14 protein-coding genes are annotated in these 23,818 nt (G+C 72.8%); 3 read left to right on the top strand and 11 right to left on the bottom strand.

Annotated features, from left to right (window positions below; translation table 11 throughout):
* Positions 1 to 29 precede the first annotated feature (29 nt).
* The 11 genes from OG241_RS46985 to OG241_RS46935 all read right to left on the bottom strand — a co-directional run bounded on the left by OG241_RS46985 (position 30) and on the right by OG241_RS46935 (position 19,733).
* Complete coding sequence (locus tag OG241_RS46985) at positions 30 to 788, bottom strand: thioesterase II family protein (protein ID WP_405824899.1); 759 nt, start codon at positions 786 to 788, stop codon at positions 30 to 32.
* Positions 785 to 3,907: a type I polyketide synthase gene (locus OG241_RS46980; protein ID WP_405824897.1), complete on the bottom strand. Its 3,123-nt coding sequence runs from the start codon at positions 3,905 to 3,907 to the stop codon at positions 785 to 787. Before OG241_RS46980 ends, OG241_RS46985 begins: the two co-directional genes overlap by 4 nt.
* Entirely contained in the window at positions 3,904 to 9,825 is a 5,922-nt protein-coding gene (locus tag OG241_RS46975) for an SDR family NAD(P)-dependent oxidoreductase (protein WP_405824896.1), read from the bottom strand. Before OG241_RS46975 ends, OG241_RS46980 begins: the two co-directional genes overlap by 4 nt.
* Positions 9,825 to 11,603, bottom strand: coding sequence for a fatty acyl-AMP ligase (locus tag OG241_RS46970; RefSeq protein ID WP_405824894.1), 1,779 nt, complete (start codon positions 11,601 to 11,603; stop codon positions 9,825 to 9,827). The genes OG241_RS46975 and OG241_RS46970 overlap by 1 nt, the downstream gene beginning before the upstream one ends.
* Before the next feature lie 268 nt (positions 11,604 to 11,871).
* Positions 11,872 to 12,957, bottom strand: coding sequence for a transposase domain-containing protein (locus OG241_RS46965; RefSeq protein ID WP_405824892.1), 1,086 nt, complete (start codon positions 12,955 to 12,957; stop codon positions 11,872 to 11,874).
* 338 nt (positions 12,958 to 13,295) lie between these two features.
* Positions 13,296 to 14,144: an SDR family NAD(P)-dependent oxidoreductase gene (locus tag OG241_RS46960; RefSeq protein WP_405824891.1), complete on the bottom strand. Its 849-nt coding sequence runs from the start codon at positions 14,142 to 14,144 to the stop codon at positions 13,296 to 13,298.
* The gene (locus OG241_RS46955) at positions 14,141 to 15,484 is read right to left on the bottom strand and encodes an FAD-dependent oxidoreductase (protein WP_405824889.1); all 1,344 of its coding nucleotides are present in this window, start codon (positions 15,482 to 15,484) and stop codon (positions 14,141 to 14,143) included. Before OG241_RS46955 ends, OG241_RS46960 begins: the two co-directional genes overlap by 4 nt.
* A 76-nt stretch (positions 15,485 to 15,560) precedes the next feature.
* Positions 15,561 to 16,520, bottom strand: coding sequence for an enoyl-CoA hydratase/isomerase family protein (locus OG241_RS46950; RefSeq protein WP_405824888.1), 960 nt, complete (start codon positions 16,518 to 16,520; stop codon positions 15,561 to 15,563).
* 53 nt (positions 16,521 to 16,573) lie between these two features.
* Entirely contained in the window at positions 16,574 to 17,947 is a 1,374-nt protein-coding gene (locus tag OG241_RS46945) for a flavin monoamine oxidase family protein (RefSeq protein ID WP_405824886.1), read from the bottom strand.
* A 34-nt stretch (positions 17,948 to 17,981) separates the two neighbouring features.
* Entirely contained in the window at positions 17,982 to 18,968 is a 987-nt protein-coding gene (locus OG241_RS46940; RefSeq protein WP_405824884.1) for an oxidoreductase, read from the bottom strand.
* Between the two features lie 282 nt (positions 18,969 to 19,250).
* The gene (locus tag OG241_RS46935) at positions 19,251 to 19,733 is read right to left on the bottom strand and encodes a MarR family winged helix-turn-helix transcriptional regulator (protein ID WP_405824883.1); all 483 of its coding nucleotides are present in this window, start codon (positions 19,731 to 19,733) and stop codon (positions 19,251 to 19,253) included.
* A gap of 235 nt (positions 19,734 to 19,968) precedes the next feature.
* Here OG241_RS46935 and OG241_RS46930 point away from each other — a divergent pair, with 235 nt between their 5' ends.
* From OG241_RS46930 to OG241_RS46920, 3 genes are read left to right on the top strand one after another with little or no spacing between them, the layout of a single operon-like run.
* Positions 19,969 to 20,544 (top strand): (2Fe-2S)-binding protein, encoded by a 576-nt coding sequence (locus OG241_RS46930; RefSeq protein ID WP_405824881.1) that lies wholly within the window; start codon positions 19,969 to 19,971, stop codon positions 20,542 to 20,544.
* Positions 20,544 to 21,521 (top strand): FAD binding domain-containing protein, encoded by a 978-nt coding sequence (locus OG241_RS46925; protein WP_405824879.1) that lies wholly within the window; start codon positions 20,544 to 20,546, stop codon positions 21,519 to 21,521. Before OG241_RS46930 ends, OG241_RS46925 begins: the two co-directional genes overlap by 1 nt.
* Positions 21,518 to 23,758: a xanthine dehydrogenase family protein molybdopterin-binding subunit gene (locus tag OG241_RS46920; RefSeq protein WP_405824877.1), complete on the top strand. Its 2,241-nt coding sequence runs from the start codon at positions 21,518 to 21,520 to the stop codon at positions 23,756 to 23,758. The genes OG241_RS46925 and OG241_RS46920 overlap by 4 nt, the downstream gene beginning before the upstream one ends.
* Positions 23,759 to 23,818: the final 60 nt, after the last annotated feature.

The raw sequence follows: 23,818 nt of genomic DNA, 5'->3' as shown, positions 1-23,818 counted from the left end.
GTGCTGCTCGTTCCTCCTCGTGCCGCCGGTCACCGGGCACCGGCCAGCCGGCGCCGGACGACGGCCAGCGCCCGGTTCTCGTCGTCGTCCAGACAGAAGTGGCCTCCGGCCAGCCGGTGGATCTCGCAACCGGCGACCGTGTGGCCGCGCCAGGCCGCCAGCCCGGCGGCGGACACCGACGAATCGCGGTCGCCCGCGAACGCGGTGACGGGGAGGCCGAGCGGGGGGCCTGACCGGTAGGTGTAGGCCAGGGCGAGTTCGAGGTCCGCGCGCAGGACCGGCAGGAAGTACGCGACCAGCTCCGGCACGGCCCGCACCTCGGCGGGGATGCCCGCGTAGTGCCGGTCGACAGCGCGGATGAGCGCCTCGTCGTCGGCGGGTACGGGAAAGACCTCACGGGCGTCGGGGGCCGCGCTCGCGGACACGATCAGATGTGCCGGCGGGCGGCGCCGGCGCTGCAGTTCGCGCGCGGTCTCGAAGGCGAGGGCCGCCCCGAGGCTCTGCCCGAGCAGCGCGTACGGGCCGGGCACGGAGGCCTCGATCGCGTCGGCCGCGTCGGCGACCACCGACTCCCAGCGGTCGGCGAAGGGCTCGTCGGCCCGGGCCGCGCGGCCCGGCAGCACCGCGGACCACACCTCGACGTCCGGGGCGAGCGACCGGGCCCAGCGGTGGAACACGCCGGGGCCCGCTCCGGAGTGGGGGAAGCAGACCACGCGCAGTCGCGCCCGGGGGCAGGGCGCGAGGCGGACGACCGACGCGCCGGTCGTCACCTGCGAGCCGGTGTTCATGAGCCGTCTCCTTCCGCGGCGGGGCCGCCTCCCGCGGAGTACGCCGGGACCGGGCCGTTCTGCGGCGCCAGCCTCCGGGCCACGGTCCGGGCCAGCGCCCGGGGTGTGCCGTCCTCCAGGAGTGCCTGGAGCGGTACGGCGACCGCGAAGTCCCGTTCGATACGGTTTTTCAGTTCGACGATGGCCAGCGACCCCAGGCCCAGCGCCCCGAGGGTGCTGTCCTCGGGCACCTCGGTGGGGCCGCCCAGGTCGAGGGCCTCCGCCAGCCGGCCGCGGACGTACTGGGCGACCGTCTCCTCCAGGTCGGCCCCGGACAGTGCGGGTGTCCCTTGGGCCGGCCGCTCGGGCGCCCGGGTCGGAGCGGCGGTTCCGCCCGGGTCGACCGGCCGCAGGCCGAGCCAGTGGCGGCGGCGCTGCCAGGGGTAGAACGGCAGCGGTACGCGGCGGTCGGCGCGTGGGAACACCTTGTCCCAGCAGAGGTCCAGGCCCGCCCGGTACAGCTCGCCGAGCGCGATGTCCAGCGCGGACCGCGCGGACCTGTCGCGCCGCAGGCTGCCGACGGCCACCCGGCGGACGTCCGAGGGGTCCAGGGGTGCGAGGTGGTCGAGCGTCGCACCGATGTCACGCAGCAGGACAGGGTGCGGGCCGATCTCCAGGAAGACCGTGGCACCGTCCCGGGCCAGCGCGGCCACCGCGCTGCTGAAGAGCACCGGTTCACGCAGGTTGCGGGCCCAGTGGACGGGGCCGAGGTCCCGCGACCGGACATGGTCGCCGGTGACGGTCGAGTACTGCGGCAACCCGCCCTCACACGGTGTCAGCCGGTCGAGGCCGGCCGCGAGTTCGGCGTCGTATCCGTCGAGCAGCGGGCTGTGGAAGGCGTACTCGACGGGCAGTCGCTGGGTCCTCGCCCCCTGCCGTTCGGCTGCGGCCTCGACGAGCGACACCCGGTTCGGGTCGCCCGCGACGACTGTGGAGCACGGCCCGTTGACAGCGGCGACCGAAACCCGTCCGCCGGTCCTCGCGATGATCGCCGCGACCTCGTCGGCCGTCAGGGCGATCTGGGCCATGGCACCGCCCCGGGCTCCCTTCTCGGTGATCCCGGCACGGGTGACGAGCAGGGCGAGAGCCTGCTCGCGGTCCAGCGTCCCGGCGACGCACGCCGCGACGATCTCCCCCATGCTGTGCCCGGTGACGGCATACGGTTCGACACCCCACGAGCGCCACAGTGCGGCCAGCCCGAGCTGCAGGACGGCGATGCAGACCTGGGCGATCTCGGTCTCCCGCAGCCGACTGCCGGGCCCGGGCCGCCGCAGTTCCTCGATCACCGACCAGCCGGCCAACTCCCGGACCAGGGCATCGCAGCGCTCCGCCTCCTCGCGCACCACCGGTTCGTCCAGCAGGTCCCGTCCCATGCCGACCCACTGGGAGCCCTGGCCGCTGAAGACGAACGCCACCCGCTGCCGGGTGGGGTGCGGGCGCAGGAACTCCGGGCGCACCGCGGCCAGTTCACGCACGAGTGCGTCCGGTGAGTCGGCGGCGACCGCCAGCCGGTACGAGTGATGGCTGCGGCCGGTCGCCGCCGCCGCGCAGACCTGCGCCACGGTCCGGGTGTCCAGCCCCGCCAGCCGTTCGGCGTACACCTCGGCCAGCGCGCCGAGCGCGGGGCCGCCCCGCGCCGACAGCGGCAGGAGCAGCCGGGGGCGGCGGATGCCGTCGTGGACGGGCTCCTCGGCGGGCTCCGGTGCCGTCGGCGCCTCCAGGATCACGTGCGCGTTGGTGCCGCCGAACCCGAAGGAACTGACGGCGGCAAGGCGTCGGTCCGCGACGGGCAGCGCGGACAGAGTGGTCGGCACGGTGATGCGAGTGCCGTCCAGCCCGATCTCCGGGTTGAGCCGCTCCAGGTGCAACGTGGGCGGCACCTGGCCGTGTTCGAGGACCAGCATCGTCTTGAGCAGCCCGATGATGCCTGCCGCGGCCTCCTGGTGCCCGAAGTTCGTCTTCACCGAGCCGACCGCGCACGGCTGATCGCCCGTGCCGTACACCTCGCCGATCGCCTCCGCCTCGATCGGGTCGCCGAGCCGGGTGCCGGTGCCGTGGGCCTCGACGTAGAGCACGTCGCACGCGTCGGTCCTGGCGTCGGCCAGCGCCCGGCGCAGCAGGTCCGCCTGGGCGGTGGGGCTGGGCGCGGTGAGGCCGTTGGAGCGCCCGTTGTGGTTGACCGCGGACCCGCGCACCACCGCCCGGACGCGCCGGCCGTGGGCGCGCGCGTCCGCGAGCCGCTCCAGCAGGAGGACTCCGCAGCCCTCGGAACGTACGATCCCGTCGGCCGAGGCGTCGAAGGTGCGGCAGCGGCCGCCGGAGGCCATGGGCAGCACCTTCTCGGTGGCCGTCATCATGGACTCGGCGAGCAGCACGTTGACCCCGCCCACCAGGGCGAAGTCGCACTCCCCGGTGCGCAGGGCGCGCACCGCCAGGTGCAGCGCGACCAAGGAGGACGAGCAGGCGGTGTCCACGGCGAGGCTCGGACCGTGCAGGTCCAGCAGGAACGACAGCCGGTTGGCGGCGATGCTGTGGGCGCTGCCGGGAGCCGTGTAGGCGGTGATGTCGGCCTGTCCGGACAGCTGTGCCGTGAGGTAGTCGGAACCGTACAGCCCGAGGAAGACGCCGGTGGGCCGCTCGCGCAGTCGTTCGGCGGGCAGCCCGGCGTCTTCGACCGCCTCCCACGCCGCCTCGAGTACGAGTCGCTGCTGGGGGTCCAGATGGTCGGCCTCGTCGCCGGACAGGCCGAAGAATCCCGCGTCGAAGCCGTCGACGGAGCGCAGTGACCCGGCCGAGCGGGCTGTGGTGCGGGTGCCGTCGCGCCGGCCCTCGGGGTCGTCCTGCCATGCGGTCACCGTGTCGGTTCCCGAACGCAGCACCTGCCAGAGCGACTCGAGGTCCTCGACCCCGCCGGGGGCACGCAGCGCGGCCCCGACGACGGCGATCGGCTCGTGCCGGGCGCCCTCGGCGGCGGCGAGCCGTGCCCGCGCGTCGTCCAGCTGGGCCCGGGCGTCCTTGAGGCGGCGCAGGGCCTGTTCCAGAAGGTGTCGTTGCTGCTCGTTCGTGGTCGGCGTACTCATCGCTCTCCTTCCGCGTCGAACGCCTCCAGTTCGGCGGCGAGCAGGGCTGCGACCTCGGAGTCGTCCAGGTGGGACAGGTCACCGCCGGGCCCGGCCGGCGTGGCACGGGCCGCGTCGGGGTGGCCGCCGGGTTCCCGGGCCGGCTCGGGTTGGTCCTGGGCCGCTTCCAGCCGGGTGAGCAGCTGGTCGGCGAGGGCGTCGACCGTGGGGTGCGCGTACACCAGCGTCGCGGACAGGCGCAGATTCAGCGCCGCCTCCAGCCTTCCCCGGAGTTCGACCGCCATGAGCGAGTCGAAGCCCAGGTGCTGGAAGGGGACATCGGCTTCGACGCCGTCCGCCCGAGCTCCCAGTACCTGACTCACCTGCTCGATGAGGAAGGCGGAGAGGGTGTGCCGACGGCGGACCGGGGTGACGAGCGCGAGCAGCTCGTCGCGCACAGCGCCGGGCCTCTGGGCACCGCCCCCACCGCCCCCTCGCGTGTCGTCCGCCGTTGTGCCGTCCGACGCCGTGTCCTCGCCGGGCAGCAGCGGGGCCAGCAGGCCGCGGGCCGCGGGCCAGATCCCGGCCCTCAGCAGCCGCTCCGGCGCGAAGGCCGACACCGCCAGGTGGGGAAGGCCGCTGCCCATGGCCTCGTCGAGCAGGGCGAGCGCCTCGTCCGGGTCGAGCGGCGGCACGCCCCGCGCGGCGAGCCGGTCGACACCACCGCCCGTCTCCGCGAGACTCGCGCCGCCCCACGGGCCCCAGTCGATGCTCTGGCCGGGGAGCCCGAGAGCCGCCCGGTGGCGGGCCAGGGCGTCCAGGCAGCTGTTGGCGGCCGCGTAGGCGCCCTGGCCGGGAGAGCCGATCAGGCCGGCGAGCGAGGAGAACAGCACGAACAGCTCGACGGGTTCGTCGCGGGTCAGTTCGTGCAGGTTCCACGCCCCGGCCGCCTTTCCCGCGCAGGCCCGGGCCAGGGCCCGCTCGTCGAGGTCTGGCAGGAGCGCGTCCTCCAGCACGCCTGCCAGGTGGAAGACGCCGCCGACGGGGGGATGGTCCACGTGTCGGCCCGGGGTGCCCTTGAGTGCCGCGCGCAGTTCGGCGGGGTTCGCGAGGTCCACGCCGGCGACCCGGACCTCGCATCCGGCGGCTCGCAGGTTCGCGATGTGCCGTTCCGCCTCGGGCGAGGGCGCGGAGCGGCCCAGCAGGAGCAGATGGCGTGCGCCGCGCTCGGCCAGCCGGCGGGCCAGGCGCAGGCCGAGCGCGCCCAGACCGCCGGTGATGACGTGGGTCCGTTCGGATCGTGGGGTGGGCGCGTCGTCCGGTCGGCGCGGCAGCTCGCCGAGGACGGGGGCGACGAGGATGCCGTCGCGCACGGCCACCTCGGTCGGCGGCTCCCGCGTGAGCAGGACGGCGACCGCCGCGTCCAGGTCCCGTGCGGTTCCGGGCTGTTCCAGCTCGACGAGCGAACAGCCCTGCTCGGGGAACTCGTTGGCCATGGTCCGGCCGAGGCCCCACCGGACCGCCCTTGCCAGGGCGGCGGCCGGGATCGGGCCGCCGTCCGTCGAGGCACCCGTGGCGAGGAACCACAACCGGGGCGCCGCACCCTGCCACTGCCGTCCGGTGACGGCCTGCACCAGGCGCAGCACGTCGCCCCCGTGCCGGTGCAGTTCGGCGGCCGACGGCAGCCCCGCGGCGCTCCCGGCCGTCGCGGCGGCAGAGGCCTGGGCGTTGACGTGCCGTGGCGAGGCCGTGGCGGAGGTGGGGTCCGTTGGGGTGGCGCGGGTGTCGATGACACCACGCAGGGTGCCGTCGTGTTCGGCGGCGGCGAGCACCGCCTCAAGGTCCGCCGGAAGTCCGGTGCCCAGTGCCGGGCCACCGGGGGTCACGTCCGTTCCGGGGCCGGCCAGGAGGCACCGGGCGCCGGCGTGGGTGAGTCGGTCGGCGAGGTCACGGGCGAAGGCATGGGAGCCGTCGTCGGCGAGGAGCAGCCACCGTCCCGGGTCCGCGGCGGCGGGGCCGGGGTGGTACGGCTGGTGGCTTACCTCGTAGACGCGACCGTCCTCGGGCCGTCGGCGCGGGGCGGTCAGGCGCAACCGGAAGCCGGTGGCGGACCAGAGGGGCCGGTCCATGTCGTCGAGGACGGTGACGTCGGCGACGATGTCGCGGTCGTCCGCCCGCACGACGCGGGCGTGGCACCAGCCCTCCCGCAGTGGCTCCCCCACGGTCCGCGCCCACACGCGCTCGGCGCCGACCGGCAGCGGGACGGCGCCCCGCGGCAACGCCTCGCCCGTCGCGGCGGCGACCGTGTGCAGACAGCTGTCGAGCAGCGCGGGATGCATCGGGGCCGCGCCCGGGCCGAGCCCCGCGGGGAGCCGGACCCGGGCCAGTGCCTCGCCGGTCCCGGCGGTCAGCCGCTCGATGGCGCGCAGCCGTGGGCCGTACCGCAGCCCGGTCGACCGCAGACGCTCGTAGAACTCCTCGACGGACGCCTCGGCGGGGCAACGGGCCGCGATCCGCTTCACGGCCTCCCCCTCGTAAGGGTCCCGGCCCTCGTACAGGGCCTGCCCGTCGGCCGGTACGCCGATCACGCCCGTGGCATGGACGACCGGCTCCCCGGCGGGCGGGCAGGAGACGACGGTGAAGTGCCGCCGGCCGTCCTCGCCCCGCCTGGCGCCGAGCTGAAGGACGGGCTCGGCCCCCTCGACCAGCGGGCAGGGCCGGGTGAACACGACATCGTGCAGCGTGACGTACCCACTGCCGGCCGCCGGACCCGCGGACTCGGCCGCAGCTGTGAGCCAGTACGCGCCGGCGACGACGGGCACGTCCTCGACCACGTGATCAGCGAGTTCGGGCGTGCCGCGCAGTCCGATGGGCAGGTCCCACAGGCGTAGCGCGGGGTCCGGGCCGACGAGGATCCGCTCCCCCAGCAGGGTGCCGTCCCGACGTCCGACATCCCGGGGCGACGGCGCGGTCCGGGCGAGCGGGGGCGGGGCGAGCCGGGTGATCGGGTGGGCGCGATGATTCCAGCCGTGCCGGGGCAGTGGGGTGTGGCCGGGGGTCCCGGGGTGCAGCGCGGCCCAGTCCGGAGAGCCACCCGCGGCGTAGTGGGTGCCGACCGCGGTCAGCAGGGAGCGCAGTTCGTCCTCGCCCCGCCGCAGCGAGGACACCACGAGTACGTCCTCGAGTCCGGTGTCGCTGATCCGGTCCAGGACCGGGCGGGCCAGTACCGGATGCGGGGTGATCTCCACGAAGGTGTCGTAGCCGTCGGCGAGCAGCCGGTCCAGAGCGGGGGCGAAGCGGACGGGCGCCCGGACGTTGGTGACCCAGTAGGCGGGGCCCAGGTCGCCCCCGGCGATCGGTGCACCGGTCACGGTGGAGTACAGCGTGGTGGTGGTGTCGCGTGGGACGAGTCCGTCGAGTGCGGTGGCCAGCCTGGGCTGCAGGGGCTCGACCTGGGGGCTGTGGGCGGCGAACTCGACCGCGATCCGGCGGGCGAAGACGCCGCGGTCGGCCAGCCGGGCAAGGACGTCGTCCAGTGCGGCCACGGTGCCGGACAGCACGGTGGCACGAGGCCCGTTGAGGGCCGCGACGGCCAGCTCGTGCTCGCGGCCCTCGACCAGTTCGGCCGCGTCGTCCGCGTCCAGCTCGACCAGCAGGAGGCCGCCGAGACCGGACAGTTCGGTGAGCAGACGACTGCGTTCGCAGACGATCCTGGCGGCGTCGTCGAGCGACAGGGCGCCCGCCACGTGGGCGGCGGCGATCTCGCCCATGCTGTGGCCGATGACGGCGGCGGGCCGCAGGCCCCACGCCCGCCAGGTCGCGGCCAGGGCGACCTGGGTGGCGAAAAGGGCGGGCTGCACCTGCGCGGTGCCCTCCACGGCCAGTCCGCGTTCGTCGTTCCAGAGGGAGCGCCCCAGGTGGCGGGCGATCGCGGCGTCCGCTTCCCGCATCGTGTCGCGGAACACGGGAACGGTGGCCGCGAGGCGGCGCCCCATACCGGTCCACTGCGGCCCCTGGCCGGGAAAGAGCAGGGCGACCTTGCGTTCCCGGCGGGCGGCCTCGCGCACTCCCACGGTGCCCGGGGCGGGATGACCGGAGGCGACCGCGGCGAGGGCCTCGGCGAGTTCGCCGGCGTCCGCGGCCACGACCGCGGTCCGGTGCCGGGCGTGCTCGACGCGCAGCGCGGCGGCCGCGCCCGCGCGGGCCGTCCAGCCGGGTTCACCGACCCTGGCCCGTGCCTCGGCCGACCAGGCGGCGGCTCGACGCGGCAGTGCCTCGGCGGAACGCGCGGACACGGGCACAAGCCTGGGCAGCGCCTCGTCCGGCGCGTCGCCCGGGCAGGCCGTCGGCGCGGCGGTGAGGACGAGGTGGGAGTTGGTGCCGCCGAAGCCGAACGAGCTGACTCCGGCGGAGGCGGGGCTGCCGTCGGGACGGGTGGGCCATTCCTCGCCCTTCGCCACCACAGTCACCGCAACGCGGTCGAGGCCGAGCAGCGGATTGGGTTTCTGGAAGTGCACGGTTGGCGGAAGGCGCCGGTGGTGCAGGGACAGCGCCGTCTTGATCAGGCCGGTGACTCCCGCGGCGGCCTCCAGATGACCGAGGTTCGACTTGACCGAGCCGATCCGCAGCGGGCGGTCGGCGGGCCGGTTCGGGCCGAGGACCGCGGCCAGCGCCGCGACTTCGATCGGGTCGCCGACCGCGGTGCCCGTGCCGTGCGCCTCGACGTAGCCGACGTCGGCGGCGGTCGGGCCGGCGCCCGCGTACGCCGCGCGCAGCACGGCCTCCTGCGCGGGACCGCTGGGTGCCGTCAGGCCGTTGGTGCGGCCGTCCTGGTTGACCGCGCCACCGCGCACGACGGCGTAGACCCGGTCGCCGTCGGCGAGAGCCCGGGAGAGCGGTTTGAGCACCACGACCCCGACGCCCTCGCTGCGGACGTAGCCGTCCGCGCGGTGGTCGAAGGGCTTGCAGCGGCCATCGGCGGCCATCAGTCCGCCCTGGCTGAAACTCAGCGCGATACGCGGGCTGGTGACGATGTTGACGCCGCCCGCCAGGGCCAGGTCGGCGTCGCCGGCGCGCAGTGCCTGGCAGGCCAGGTGCACCGCCACCAACGACGACGAGCAGGCGGTGTCCACGACCAGGCTGGGGCCGCGCAGGTCCAGGCAGTACGACAGCCGGTTGGCGACGATGCTCAGCGCTCCCCCGGTGCCGTCGTACGGTTCGGGCCGGGCCAGGGAGCTCCACAGCGCGGTGGCGTGATCGAAGGTCGACACGCCCATGTAGACACCGGTGCGTGAGCCGGCCAGTCCGTCCGCCGGGATGCCCGCGTCCTCCAGTGCCTCCCAGGCCACTTCGAGGGCGTGGCGCTGCTGCGGGTCCATACGGGCGGCCTCGCGTGCGGAGATCCCGTGGAACTCCGCGTCGAACCCCTCGACATCGTCCAGGAAGCCACCCCAGCGGGTGTTCATGTGTCCGGGTACGGAGGTGTCGGGGTCGTACAGGGCTCCGGCGTCCCAGCGGTCGGCGGGTACCTCCCGGACGGCGTCCACGCCGTCGGTGAGCAGCCGCCAGAACTCGGCGGGGCCGTTGGCTCCGGGGAGTCGGCAGCCGATACCCACGACGGCGATCGCCGCGGACTCGTCGGTGCCACCGGCCGTGTGCCGGGCTTCGGCGGTCCGGGGTCCGGACGTGCCGTCCCGCCGATCGGCGAGCTTCGCGACGTGCGCGGCGACGGCCTCGATGGAGGGATGGTCGTAGGCGACGGTGGGGCTGAGTTCCACACCTGCCCAGCGCTGCAGCCGGTCGGAGAGCTCGACCGTCTGCATCGAGGAGAGGCCGAGCGCGGTGAAAGGGGCGTCGGTCTCGGCCTCGGGTGCGGTCGGGCCGAGCAGTTCGGCGACGGCCTCGACGAGGAAGGCGACGGTCCGTTGCTGCTCGGGCATCAGGAGATTCCTTCCAGTGCGCGGGCGCGGGGCTCCTGGGCGGGGATGAGTTCGCCGTTCTCGTAGGCCGCCCGGCAGGCCCGGCGCTGGATCTTCCCGCTGGATGTCCTGGGCACCGAGGAGGGCACCACCAGATGCACGTCGTGCAGCCGGATGTCGTGGTCGGCGGCGACCGCCGTCAGCACGGCCCGCCTGATGTCGGCGAGCGACGGTGCGGGCGCGCTGGCCGCTTCGCTGCCCGGACGCCGCGTGTGCACCGGCCTGAGCACCTCCGCGACGACGACGACGACCTGTTCACGTCCGTCGCGTTCGACGGGGAACGCGGCGCTGAAGCCGGGCCGCAGCCATGGGTGGGCGGCCTCTGCGACGGCCTCGATGTCGTGCGGGTAGTGGTTGCGGCCGTCGACGATGACCAGGTCCTTGTGGCGTCCGGTGATGTACAACTCGCCCTGGTGCAGCGCGCCCAGATCGCCGGTGCGCAGAAACGGTCCCTCGCCCGTGTCGGCCGTGTACGCCTCGAAGGTCTCACGGGTGTCCTCGGGCCGCTGCCAGTAACCGAGCGGCACGTCGGGGCCGGTCAGCCAGATCTCGCCCACGGCTCCTTCCTCGCATGTGTTGCGGGTGTCCGGGTCGACGATGAGGACGCCGCGACCCGCCCGGGGCCGGCCGACGCTGATCAGGGGGTGGTCGCCGCCCGCGGCCACTCGGCCCGCGCGCAGTGCGGCGCGGTCGGCGTCGAGCGTGACGGGCACCTCGGAGCTGAACCCTCCGGTGGCGATCAGGGTGATCTCGGCGAGCCCGTACGCCGCCTGCATCGCCCGCGGCGCGAGCCCGTGCCGGGTGTATGCCCGGACGAAGGCGTCGAACGTGGCAGGTCGGATCGGCTCGGCACCGCTGAAGGCGACCCTCCAGGAACTGAGGTCGAACTCGTCCCGGTCCTCTTCCGGGATGCGCCGCACGCACATGTCGTACGCGAAGTTCGGCGCGCCGGACACCGTGCCCCGATAGCGGGTGAGGGCGCGCAGCCAGCGGGCCGGCCGCTGGACGAAGGCGCCGGGCGGCATGAGGACGAGATGGGTGCCGAGGTAGGCGGAGTGGAGCACCTTGCCGATCAGACCCATGTCGTGGAAGAGCGGCAGCCAGGAGACGATCACGTCGTCGGAGGTCGTCCCCATCACGGCGGAGAACATCTCCTCGTTGCGCAGCAGGGCGCGGTGACTGACCATCACGCCCTTGGGCAGCGAGGTCGATCCGGAGGTGTACTGGAGGAACGAGAGATCCTCCGGGCCCACGCGCGGTGCGCGGTGGTCGGCGGCTTCCTCGATCGGCACGGTGTCGACGTCGATCCATTCGAGGGCGGCCAGGTCCGGCGCCAGGTCCCGCAGGGGTTCGCGCAGTGCGGTGGTGCTGCCGGTCAGGACGACGCGGGCACCGCAGTCCGCGGCTATCGCCTGGAGGGTGGCGGCCTTGCGCGGCTGGCGCAGCGGAAGCGGCGGGGCCACGGGAACGGCGACGACGCCGGCGTGCTGGCAGGCCATGAAGGCGCGGATGAAGTGGGCGTTGTCGGTGGCGAGAATCAGTGCGCGTTCACCGGCGCGGACGGAGCGCTGCAGCCGCGCGGCGACGGCCCTGGCCTCGAGGTCGAGGGAGCCGTGTGTCATCACGTCGGTCTCGTCGTGGCCGTTGCCCAGGATCGTGCAGGCCCGCTCGTCGCCCCGGCGTTGCGCGTTCTCCGACAGCAGCGCGGAGACGTTCGGAGCCTTCAATGGCGTTTCCAATTTTCCGCTCCCCAATGTACTGAACGACGGCACAGCGATGTTTTCTGGCATGACGACGCCTGGTCGCACCACTCCATGAATACGGCGGCCCTGACGTCCGGAACCGGGGGCGCTCGGGCCCGCCCGGTCATCCGGAAACCGTTGGGAGTACTCAACGGCGATTTCGGCCGATTGACGGCCGGATACCCTCACGACATTAACCGTGGCAACATCCGGCGGTCAACGACTTTCTGCTTCCCATAAACAAGGGCACATCCGGAACGGTGACTTAAGAAATCCGGTCGTTCACGAGATTGTGGACGGCCTTGTACACCAGCAGATGCGCCCAGAGTTCTTGCTCGATCATTTCCGGCGATCGGGACCGCATGACTTTCTTGCGACTGCCGCGGAAAGCCGCGAGCTGGGCCACGGCCTCGTCGTACAACCACCGGTCGGCATGGACGGCGCGCAGTTCCGCGGCGGGTGCGGCGCGGGCGTCCAGGACGGTCGTCACCAGTCTGCGGGACCCGTCGGCGCTCTCGCCGACCACCCGCACCAGTCCGGGCCCCGTGCCCGTTCGCGGGCCCGGCGCCGCACCGATGTAGGAGTCGTCGGGCAGTAAGTCACCGGACGACGGCGTGGCCGCCGCGGGAAGGTTCCACAGCAGGTCGGCTCCGGTCGCGACCCCGGCCGGCCACAGCTCGGGGCGCGCGTACTCGGCGTCGGCCAGCAGCAGGTCGCCGGGCTGGAGCCGGCGCACGAGAGCGGCCGCGATGTCCGGGACACCGCGCGCGACGGGGGTGATGTCGGCGTCCACCAGCGTCCCCGTGCCGCCCTCGGTCAGCACGGTCACCCGAATCCGCGGTGACGCGGCCTCTGCCGCGTCCGACGACCCGGCGGGGACCTCCCCGTACGCGGCCACGTTCTCGGGGGTGTCGGGCACTTCGACGGCACGGCCGTCCAGGACCCATAATCGCCAGCGGCCGTATCGGGCGCCGGGCGGAGCCGTGTCCTGGGCGGGCGGGCGCCCGGAGGTCTCGGCGAAGAGCGCCTTGAGCGGCTCCACACCCAGGCGCGCCCGGGCCCGCGAGATGGCGGCCGTGGTCGGCACGGCCGTCAGGTTCAGAGGTTCCTGGAACTCCGAGAGGGCCAGCCCCCTGGACAGCAGCCGGGCCACTTCCCCGTAGGCCTCGTTCGGGAAGAGGCACAGGGCCAGTACGTAGTAGACCGTGACCAGTGGGGGCAGCAGGCGGTTGCGCACGCCCATCCGTCCGGTCGCCCGGACGGCCCTTTCGATCACGTCGGGCGGAAATGCCCAGGTCAGTATCCTGACGGCCAGCCGGTCGGACAGCCGTTCTCCACCTAAGTCCTTCAATTTTTCCCCCGTGCACGCCAAGCGGACCGGATTTCAGCGGAATATCCAGTCCAGGTAATTCGCCACCCGACGTCGGACCACTCTGTCCGCCACCGGTGGGCGTCGAACTCGGATCACCCGGATTTCTCGATGAACGACGGTGCGTCCCGGGTGCCCGTGTATGGCGTCTGCCGACTCCTGCGCGAGCCGTTGTTGAATTCGCGACCAAAACTGCATCTGCTCTGACCGGGCCTGATGTCCCACCCCCTCCGCACAACGAGCCGATATTTTTTTCGCGTCGCCGAGATTAGCTCAGGGAACGCGAGGACAACCGCTCGCCGTGCGGTGGTTTCCGGCCGTCAGCCGGGGCGGTGTACGCGCGTCCCGCGGCGCCTCGGAGACCTCAGCCTCGGCAGGATCAGGGTGCGCAGCAGCAGGAAGGTCACGGGGTGCGGCAGATAGCGCCCGGAAAGCCCCTGGAGCCGGGCCATCCTGCCCGGAACCGAGATCCGTCGGCCCCGCTCGGCCGCGAGCAGCGCGGTGCGCGCGACCGTCCCGGGTGTCTGCCAGGCGAACCAGCGGCGCGTCTCGAGTTCCCCGGCACCGCCCACCGTCATGAACTCGGTGCGCACCGGGCCCGGGGCGAGCAGCGTGCAGGTGACGCCGGTACCGCGCAGCTCGCCGTGGAGCGACTCGGCGAAGGTGTTCACGAACGCCTTCGTAGCCGCGTAGGTCGCCGCGCTGGGCACGGGCTGCCAGCCGGCCGTGGAGCCGGTGATCAGCACCGTGCCGCTGCCTCGCGCCAGCATGCCCGGCAGCACGGCGAGCGTCAGCTCGTGCGTGGCGACGACGTTGACCTCCACCTCCTGGGCCTCGCGCAGCGGATCGGCCCCGGACAGCGGACCACAGGTGGTGAAGCCGGCGTTGTTGCCCAGGACGTCGATCTCCAAGGCAGCCAGCTCCCGGCACAGGGACTCCCGCTCGGCACGGTCGGCGAGATCGCACGCATGGATCTCCACCTCGACCCGGTGCAGCGCCCGCAGTTCCGCGGCGAGCCGCGCCAGCCGGTCCTTGCGGCGGGCGACCAGCCTCAACCGGTGCCCACGAGCCGCCAGTTCACGGGCAAGTGCCTCCCCGATCCCCGACGACGCACCGGTCACCACGGCCCAGCCGCCCGGCAGCCCGGCACGGGAGGAGCGGCCGGTCACGACCGCACCGGCCCTGCGGTCGCCAGGTGCTCGGCGAGTTTGCGGCCGGCGGCGTCGCCGGCCCGGGTGCACGCCTCGATGGAGACACCCCACAGGTAGTCGCCGGACAGTTCGAGGCCGGGCAGGCCGTCGACTTCGCGGCGGACGTCACTGAGGAACTCACCGTGGTACGGCAGATAGGCACTGTAGGCGGCAGGCCAGATCCGGCCCACCGAGCGCACCGGCCGGGCCCGGCTCACCCCGAGGTAGCGGGTGAGACGCTGCTCGGCCTCGCCGACCCAGGTGTCCAGCTGCTCCGACGTGAGGTCGGCGCCCCGGGCCCCGGCCCCGCTGAACGTGTAGCGCACGATGTGCCGGTCGTTCATGCCGTACGAGCCGGCGTTGCTGCAGGGGCCGCCGTCGTGCATGGCGAGCGCCCGCACCTCACTGCCGAACACCGGACGGTCGTACTCGACGAGCATGACGCTGGACGGGTTGTAGCGGACCTCGGAAAGCCGCTTGCCGAGGCCGGGCAGTTCACCGCGGACGATGTCGGCGGCCGCGTAGGCGGGCGCGGCGACCACCACACCTGCGTAGTCCTCCTCGCGCACGGGGCCGCCGCTCTCCGACAGGCGCAGCCCGGCGATCCGTCCGCCGCGCACCACCAGGCCCTCGACGGTCGTGTTCAGCCGCACCGTCACCCGGTGGGCGAACGCCTCCAGCGCCGGCTGGATACCGTCGACCAGCTGGTCGTAGTGGTCCAGCAGCAGTGCCAGGTTGGTACCGAATGTGCCCAGGTAGACCTCGTCGGGCTCGGCCCCGTTCATACGGACCGTCATCGGGCGCAGCAGAGTGTCGGACAGTGCCGCGCTGAAGTGGGCGTTCAGGGGTTCGTGGTCGTAGCGGCCGGAGAGCCCGGTGAAGTACTTCGAGCCGAGGAACTTGTTGGACTCGTCTCGGCGGATGCGCGCCACCATGGCGGCCAGCCGCGCGAAGTCCCGGGGTGTGCCCATCTTCCGGATGTTGCCGAGGGAGCGACGGCGGCGGGTGCTGTCCAGGGTGAGGACCTCGTCCTCGCGCATCACGGAGGTGTTGATGCCGAAGGACTCCCAGGTGTAGCTGCCCAGGGTGTCCAGCCAGGTACGGAAGGCCGTGTAGCGCCGTCCGATGTTCTTTCCGCCCATCATGACCGGGCGTTCGCCCAGCCGTCCGATGCCGAAACGGCCGCCCGGCGTGTCCTCGCGTTCGAGGACCTCGACGTCGTACCCGGCGCGTTCCAGCCACAGGGCCGCTGACAGCCCCGAAATGCCGCTGCCGACGACCGCTACCCGCGCTCCGTCTCCGACGTGTTGTCCCAGCATGGTGTATCACTCTCTCGGCGTCGTTGAGTTGAGTGGATGTGTCGGGAGTGCCGGTGCGCTGTTCCTCGGAGGGGCGTCAGGGACGCTCGGTCTCGGCTGTGGTGCCGGACCGCCAGGCGGGCAGACAGGTCGCGGCGAACGCGGCGGGGTCGCCGCCGGTGGTGCGCCGGTGGGTACGGACGTCGTCCAGGTAGCGACGCAGAGTCGCCTGTGTGGACCGCCGGCTGGCCAGGGCGAGAAAGCGTGCCCGTTCCATGGCGAGCCCCCTGCCCAGGGAACGCGAACCGCCGCGGTAGACCGTCTGTTTCACGGCCCGGACCGATCCGGGGGCGCGCCGGGCCAGCCGCCGGGCGGTGTCCATGGCTTCCTCGTCCACCATGCCGTGCGCCACGACACGGTGGACGATTCCGGCCTCCTGCGCCTCTCGGGGTGTGAACAGGCGTCCTTCAAGCAGCTGTTCGACAGCTCGCCCGGCACCGAGCACCCGGGTGAGCAACTGGCTGCCGCCTCCACCGGGCAGCAGCCCGAAGGCGATCTCCATCAGCCCGACCTCGTAGGGCCCGTCACCGATGACGCGGATGTCGCACGCGAGCGCGAGTTCGAAGCCACCGCCGAGCGCGGTCCCCTCGATGGCGGCGACGAAGACCTTGTCACTGTTGCGGATGCGTCGCACGACATCGTGGAAGGCGAGGAGGGCTCGCATTCCGGCAACCGGGGAACGGTCCAGCAGCCGGCGCATCCCCGGCACCCTGTCGAGCGCCGCGACCAGGCGCAGCGGAGCCGGAGCCAGGTACGCCGGGACCTCCATTCCGCCCGCCTCCGCGCCTGCCAGCAGTTCCTCGATGTCGTAATGGCCGAGGAACACGCCGGGGACGGCGCTGCCCAGGACCACGGAGCGGACGGTGGGGTCCCGTTCGGCACGGGCGAGGACGTCGCTCAGTTCGGCGAGGACCGCCCCGGTCAGGAAGTTGAAGGGTTCGTTGCGCAGGCGCACTGTCAGTACCGGACCGTGCCGGTCGGTCACCAACACACTCATCGCAGCCTCTCCGGATCGTTCGGCGTTCTGGAGCCCCCGTGCTGCCGACCGGCTCACACGGGCTGTCCGACTTCTTCTGCCGTGAGCGCGGCGAGCACCTCGGCTGCCGCGCGTTCGCCGGAGGTCACGGCCCCCTCCATGCCTCCGTAGTCCTTGAGCACCGTCTCGGAACCGGCCCAGTGCACCCGTCCGAAGGGCTCGCCCAGGGCACGTGCGGACCGGGCCATGGCGCCGATCGCCGGCAGCCCGAAGTAGCCGCCCCGTGACCAGGGGTCGGCCACCCAGTCCTTCTCGGCGTACGCGTCGGGCGTGCCGGCCCCGGGGCCGAAGAGCCGTGCGAAGGTCGCCAGCACCCGCTGACGGCGCTCGGCCGTCGGCAGGCCCGCCAGGTTCCGGGCCTGCTCGCCGGGCACGAACCCGACCAGCACACCGCGGCCGCCTTCGCCGGGCGGGGAGTTGTCGAAGACGGCGGTCACCGGACCCTGGTCGGTGAGCGCCGTGCCGCTCAGACCCTGCTCGCGCCAGAACGGGCGGTCGTAGACGGCGGACACCTTGACGACCGCACCCATCGGGAGGCTGCGCAGCGCCGCCAGCCGCGCGTGCGGCAGCCCGGGCTCGAACCTGATCGCGGCGGCGAGCTGCGGCGGGACCGCCACGATCACCCGGCGCGCCCGGACGGTGCCCCGGGCGGTGTCGACCTCGACGCCCGCGCCCCTGTGGACGATCGCCCTGACCGGTGCGTCGAGCAGAACCCGCTCGCCGAGACCCTCGGCCAGCCAGTGCGGTACGCGTGCCGCGCCGCCCGTGACGCGGTCCTGGATCTTGGTAGTGGTCATGTTGTCGAAGCGGCCCGTGCTGCCGATGTAGGCCAGCGCCTGCAGCAGGTTGATGTCGTGCGGCGTCGCGCCCCACATGGTGGTGAAGGCGAGGTCCAGCAGCCGCCGTCCCTCCCGGCTGCGCACGGTGCGGTCCAGCCACTCTCCGACACTGCGGCCGTCGAGTTCCTCGGCGTGCGGTGCGCGCCAGGGTGCGCGTACCGGCACCGAGCCGACGAGCCGGTCCAGCCGCAGCCGGGCGAGCGCGACGTCGAGCAGGCCGACCGGACCCAGCGGCGGCACCTTTCCCTGCTGGCGGCGGAGGCGTCCTGAGAGCTCCAGCAGGTCCACGCCCGGCGCGCGGCTGCGAAACAGCGACCCGCCGGCCTGTCGTGCGAGGGCTCCCATACGGGTGTTGCCCTCGGCGAGCCACTGGCCGCCCAGTTCCATGACGGTGCCGTCGGCGAGCGTCTCGTTCAGCGTACGGCCGCCGACCCGGTGGCGGGCCTCCACCACAAGTGGCTCCAGTCCGGCGGCCAGCAACCCGTGGGCCGCGGACAGCCCGGCGAGCCCGGCCCCGACGACGATCACATCTGCTTCCCGGTGTTCCACTGCTCCCCCTTGTCCTCTCGTGTCCGCCGCGCGGTCAGGCACGCTGACGATCGGCGGTGAAGTCGTAGCGAACGCCGGTGGCGGCCTCGGACACCTCCCAGAGCCGGGCGGCGATCCTCGCGTCCGCGGCCCGCCGGTGCGGTCGGACGACGCCCGGGCCGCCCCGGTAACCGCCCAGGCGCCGAGGGCCGACGAACACTCCGCCAGGCAGGTCGGGAAGGGTCGCCGCGCACAGCGTGGGCAGCGCGCCGGCCTGCGGGCCGACGGCGAACAGCGCGTTGCTGACGGCCATCACCGCACGCGTCACCGGCCCCTGCCCGGCCAGTTGCAGATTGGTCGCGGCATAGCCGGGGTGTGCCGCGCAGGAGTGGATCCCGGCGCCGGCGACGGCGGCTCGGTGCTGGAGTTCGGCGGTGAACAGCAGGTTGGCGAGTTTCGACTGCGCGTAGGCACCGTAACGGCGGTAGCGCCGCTCGGCGTGCAGGTCGTCGAGGTCGATCCGGCCGAAGGCGTGGAAGGTGCTGCTCACCGTCACGACGCGGGGCGCGGGCGCGGCCAGCAGCGCGGGCAGGATCAGTCCGGTGAGCGCGAAGTGACCGAGGTGGTTGGTGCCGATCTGCAGTTCGAACCCGTCCGCGGTGGTGCGCCGTGGCGGGGCCATGACGCCCGCGTTGTTGACGAGCAGGTCCACGCGGTCGTGCTCGCGGGCGAAGCGTGTCACGAAACTCCGGACGGACGCGAGGTCGGCGAGGTCGAGTTCCCCCACCTCCAGCCGTGCGCCGGGAGCCGCCGCGGCGATCTCGGCGGCGACGGTCGCGCCCTTAGCGGTGTCCCGGACCGCGAGCACGACGTCCGCGCCCGCCCTGGCCAGCTCGCGTGCGGTGACCAGACCGATTCCGCTGTTCGCACCGGTGACCAGGGCAACGCGTCCGGTCAGGGACGGAATGCGATCGGTGGTCCATCCGGCGGGGATGTCGTGGGTCGCGTCGAAGAGCTGGCCTCGGTCATGGACGGGCGGCATCGAAGGCCTCCAGAGCGTTGCGGTCGTTCTCCTGGGCCGTACACGACCGACACTGACGCGCCCGGACCGGCAATGTCAAGTGCTATACATCCAACAGCCATTTGATGATGAGCATTTGACTGTTCAGCATAAAGCACTTGAGGCAAACGGCAGCAGAGAGGCAACGACGGAGGGGCAAGGCGGAGTCGAACCGACGGAGGCGGACGGCGTAATCGGGGCAGCGACAGACTCCGGAACCGGGCAGCGGGCGACGCGACAGGGGGAGATCGGGGCGGGTGGGGGTCAGTTCGGGGCCGGGGGCCTTGTTCTGCCGCGCACCCGGCCCCCCTGGCGGTTCTCGCCCTCCAGGCCGTCGGCCAGGTCCTCCAGCAGCCGGCGCAGCCGCTCCGAACCGTCGGCGCCCAGGATGCGGGCAATCGTCCGCTCAAGTTCGATCATGGCGGCATCGGCCTCCGCCAGCAGTTCCTCACCCTTGACGGTCACCCACATCTCCACCACGTTGCGGTGGCGGGCGTTGGGCTGACGCTCGATGAGGCCCCGCCGCTCCAGCCGGGCGGTCAGGCCGGCGATGTTCTGTGGGGTCACACTCAGTTCACGCGCCAGCTCGGCACCCATGGCACCCGGGTTCCCGGAGATCGCGGCGAGCAACGAGTAGTGCGCGGAGGACAGTTCAAGAGGGCGCAACTGCCGCTCCTTGGCGCTGCTCAGGGCACGATGCGCCCGCCGCTCCGCCCAGATGACCCGATTGAAGCCCTGATCGTTCATGGCTACAAGATAGCGCCCATAAACCGGTTGTAAAGCACTTGACGCAAGTCAGGCGCTTAGGGAAAGGTCTGAACGGCCGAGCCGTCTCGCCGCCCGTCGCGCGTCAACGCCTCATGAGTGCAGGCGTTTTCGCACGTCAGCTCGACCGTGTCGCCCGCGTTCCGGCACCGCGCGCTCCCACTCGATCTCCCGCTCGATTCCCGCACCCACTTTGCGACAATCTCGGGGAGGATCCATGACGGATTCGTCCGCAGCACCTCAACCGCCCACGCCTGGTCCGCCTTCCGGCCCACCCCGGCCGACCCCGCCGCCGCACCCTTCTTCCTCGGCCCCCGAGGTCGTGGTGCACGTCAACGGGGGCACCGTACGCCTGCGCACCGACGTGCGGACCACCCTGCTCGACGCGCTGCGCGACGGGCTCGGGCTCACCGGCACCAAGAAGGGATGCGACCGGGGCCAGTGCGGAGCCTGCACGGTGCACGTCGACGGCCGCCGCGTCCTGTCCTGCCTCACCCTGGCCGTCACCATGGCCGGCCGAAAGGTCACGACCATCGAGGGTCTGGCCGAGGACGACCGACTGCACCCCGTCCAGCAGGCGTTCCTGGACCACGACGGCTTCCAGTGCGGCTTCTGCACACCGGGCCAGATCATGTCGGCGGTGTCCGCGCTGGAGGAGGGCGCCGCCCACTCGGACGCAGCGCTCCGCGAGGCCATGTCCGGCAACATCTGCCGCTGCGGCGCGTACGAGGGCATCCTGCGCGCCGTCCGGAGCGTCGCACCACCGTCCGTCGCACAGGACGGGGCAGCCTGATGCGCCCCTTCGCGTTCACCGCGCCGCGCTCCGTCCCGGAGGCCCTGTCCGCGTACGGGGAGGACTCCGTCTACCTCGCCGGCGGCACCTCGCTCGTGGACCTCATGAAACTCGACGTGGCCCGTCCACGACGCGTCGTCGACATCAACTCCCTTCCCCTGCACGGCATCACGGCCGACGACGACGGTCTGTGGATCGGCGCGCTGGAGCGCCTCGGCGACATCGCCCGAGACCCCCTCGTCGTCGCCGGCTACCCGGTGCTGCGCCAGGCGCTGCTGGCCAGCGCCTCACCCCAGCTGCGCAACATGGCCAGCCTCGGCGGGAACCTCCTGCAGCGCACCCGGTGCGGCTACTTCCGGGACACGGCAACGCCCTGCAACAAGCGTGCGCCAGGCAGCGGTTGTTCCGCGCTCTCCGGCGAGCACCGCGGGCACGCCGTCCTCGGCACCGGCCCGGCCTGCGTCGCCACGCACCCCAGCGACCCGGCCGTGGCCCTGGTCGCCCTGGGCGCGACCTTGGAACTGCGGGACGGGGAGGGGGTGCGCACCGTGCCGCTGGAAGAGTTCCACCGGCTGCCCGGGGAGACCCCGCACCGCGAGAATGTCCTGCGCGCCGGCGAACTCATCACCCGAGTACGGGTTCCGCGACTGCCGTGGGCGACCAGGTCGCTCTACGTCAAGGTCCGCGACCGGCGCTCCTACGAGTTCGCGCTCGTCTCCGCCGCCGTGGCGCTGGACCTGAGGGAGGGTGTGGTGCGGGACGCACGCATCGCGCTCGGCGGGGTGGGTACCAAGCCGTGGCGGGTGCCCGCCGCCGAAGACGCGCTGCGCGGACGGGAACTGACCCTCCACACCGCCGCCGAGGCCGCCGAACACACCGGTGCCGGTGCCCGCCCGCTGGCGGGCAACGCCTTCAAGATCCGGCTGATGCGGCAGACCGTCACCCACGCCCTCCTCCGGCTGGGAGGCCGTCCATGACTCCTCCGCTCATCGGCAGCCCGATCAACCGCGTCGACGGAACGGAAAAGGTGACCGGCCGGGCCCGGTACGCGGCCGACAGTCACGCGCCTGGCATGGTCCATGCCCAGCTGGTACTGAGTACCGTCGGCCGGGGCTCCGTACGTTCCATGGACACTCGCGCGGCGGAACGGACCGAGGGGGTGCTGGCCGTCTACTCACCGTTCCGCCCGCTGAAGCTGCACAGCATCAAGACCACGCCCGACCTCTGTTTCGTGGGCCAGTTCTGGCTGCCCCTGCAGGACGCCGAGGTGCACCACCACGGTCAGATCATCGCCATGGTGGTGGCCGAGACGTTCGAGCAGGCGCGCCACGCGGCCTCGCTGATCACCACCGAATACACGACCCGGCCGCCGCGGGCGTCCTTCGCCCAGGGGGTGCCGGCCGCCCTGCGGCCGCCCGTGCCGGTCAACTACGAGGATCCGCAGACAGACCTGCTGGCAGAGGGTGTCGACTCGATCGACGAGGCCCTGGCCCTGGGCGCGGTCCAGGTCTCCGCGACCTACACCCAGCCGTCCCAGGTGCCGTTGGCCCTGGAGCCGCACGCCGTCCTCGCCTCCTGGGACGAGGGCAGGCTGACGCTGCGGCTCGGCTCGCAGAGTCCGCTGGGCGGCATGCTCGCCGCGGCGGAGACCATCGGCCTCGGCCTGGACCAGGTCCGGGTGATCAGCCCGTACGTCGGCGGGGCCTTCGGCGGGAAGCTGTACATCTGGCCGCACCCGCTGCTCACGGCCGTCGCGGCCCGGGAACTGGACCGCCCGGTCCGCACCGTACTGACCCAGGAACAGGTCTTCACGACGGTGGGGCACCGCTCCGCCGTCTCCCAGAACCTCGCCCTGGCAGCCGGACAGGACGGCACACTGGTGGCGCTCAAGCACGACGCCGCGTCCAGCCTCTCGCTGTCCGGCGTGATCTACGAGACGGCCGCGCACACCACGTCCCGCTACACCTACAAGTGCCCCAACATCCACGTCGGGCAGAAGGTCGTACCGATGGACACCCCGCCCACGACATGGGTCCGCGCCCCTGGTGAGGCACCGGGGTCGTTCGCGCTGGAGAGCGCGATGGACGAACTGGCCGTCGCGCTGCGGCTCGATCCGGTCGAACTGCGGATGCGCAACTACGCGACTGTCTTTCCCGGCCGGGGCGTGCCCTGGTCCAGCAAGCACCTGGACGAGTGCTACCGGGTGGGCGCCGAGCGCTTCGGCTGGCAACCGCGCACCGGCCCCCGTCCCGCGCCGTCGGACACCGACCCGGACCACGTCTGGCTGACCGGCACGGGCATGGCCGGCGCCACCTACCCCGGCCAGCTCCTGCCCGCCACACAGGCGAACGTACGACTGCTGGCCGACGGCACCGCGTCGGTCGCCTCAGCCACCTCCGACCCGGGCACCGGTATGCGCACCGTGCTCGCCATGACCTGCGCCGACGACCTGGGCATCCCTGTCGATCGCGTCGAGGCGCTGCTCGGCGACTCCACGCTGCCGCCGAACTACGGGTGCTTCGCCTCCATGGGCACGGCGAGTTCGGCCGGCGCCGTGAGGTCCGCGACGTCGGCGGTCATCGGCCGGCTCGTCGAACTGGCCGTCGAGGACGAGCGCTCGCCCTTCCACGGCATGCCGGCGGACGCCGTGACGTATCGGGCCGGCCGGCTGACCGGTGGTGGGCACAGCTTCGGATTCGGCGAACTGCTCACCGCCACGGGCCGGGCGGACCTGGAGTCCCCGGGCGGCTCCGCGCCCGGCGCCGAACGTCTGCGGTACGCCGTCCACTCCTTCGGCGCCCACTTCTGCGAGGCCGAGGTGCACCGCTGGACCGGGGAGATCCGGCTGCGACGCTGGACCACCGTGATCGACGGCGGCACCATCATCAACCGCAAGACCGCGCGCGGCCAGATCGTCGGAGGCATCCTGTTCGGTATCGGCCAGGCACTCATGGAGGGCGTCCGGGTCGAACCCCGTACAGGCCGCTTCGCCAACGCCGGCCTCGGCGACTATCTGGTGCCGGTCCACGCCGACATGCCCGATTTCGACGTGCACTTCCTCGACCGTCCCGACACCAACTTCACCCCGCTGGGCGCGCGGGGCATCGGAGAGCTCGGCACGGTCGGCGCGGCGGCCGCCATCGCCAACGCCGTCCACCATGCGACCGGGCGGCGGGTGCGCGACCTGCCCATCACTGTGGACAAGCTCGTCTGACCGCGGCCCTGCGCGAAATCGCATGAAGGGCCAGGGCGGAAAGGGCGAACGGCCCGGTCG

Source organism: Streptomyces sp. NBC_01390 (assembly GCF_045040105.1).
In the GTDB taxonomy this organism is placed as follows: Bacteria; Actinomycetota; Actinomycetes; order Streptomycetales; family Streptomycetaceae; genus Streptomyces.
Note: the sequence above shows the minus strand (reverse complement) of the source record. Positions and strands in the feature narration are given on the sequence as shown.

Coding starts and splice junctions, on each gene's coding strand:
- OG241_RS46985 (WP_405824899.1), bottom strand. CDS start 788: ATGAACACCGGCTCGCAGGTGACGACCGGCGCGTCGGTCGTCCGCCTC.
- OG241_RS46925 (WP_405824879.1), top strand. CDS start 20,544: ATGCGCCCCTTCGCGTTCACCGCGCCGCGCTCCGTCCCGGAGGCCCTG.
- OG241_RS46940 (WP_405824884.1), bottom strand. CDS start 18,968: ATGCCGCCCGTCCATGACCGAGGCCAGCTCTTCGACGCGACCCACGAC.
- OG241_RS46975 (WP_405824896.1), bottom strand. CDS start 9,825: ATGCCCGAGCAGCAACGGACCGTCGCCTTCCTCGTCGAGGCCGTCGCC.
- OG241_RS46930 (WP_405824881.1), top strand. CDS start 19,969: ATGACGGATTCGTCCGCAGCACCTCAACCGCCCACGCCTGGTCCGCCT.
- OG241_RS46950 (WP_405824888.1), bottom strand. CDS start 16,520: ATGAGTGTGTTGGTGACCGACCGGCACGGTCCGGTACTGACAGTGCGC.
- OG241_RS46980 (WP_405824897.1), bottom strand. CDS start 3,907: ATGAGTACGCCGACCACGAACGAGCAGCAACGACACCTTCTGGAACAG.
- OG241_RS46920 (WP_405824877.1), top strand. CDS start 21,518: ATGACTCCTCCGCTCATCGGCAGCCCGATCAACCGCGTCGACGGAACG.
- OG241_RS46935 (WP_405824883.1), bottom strand. CDS start 19,733: ATGAACGATCAGGGCTTCAATCGGGTCATCTGGGCGGAGCGGCGGGCG.
- OG241_RS46955 (WP_405824889.1), bottom strand. CDS start 15,484: ATGCTGGGACAACACGTCGGAGACGGAGCGCGGGTAGCGGTCGTCGGC.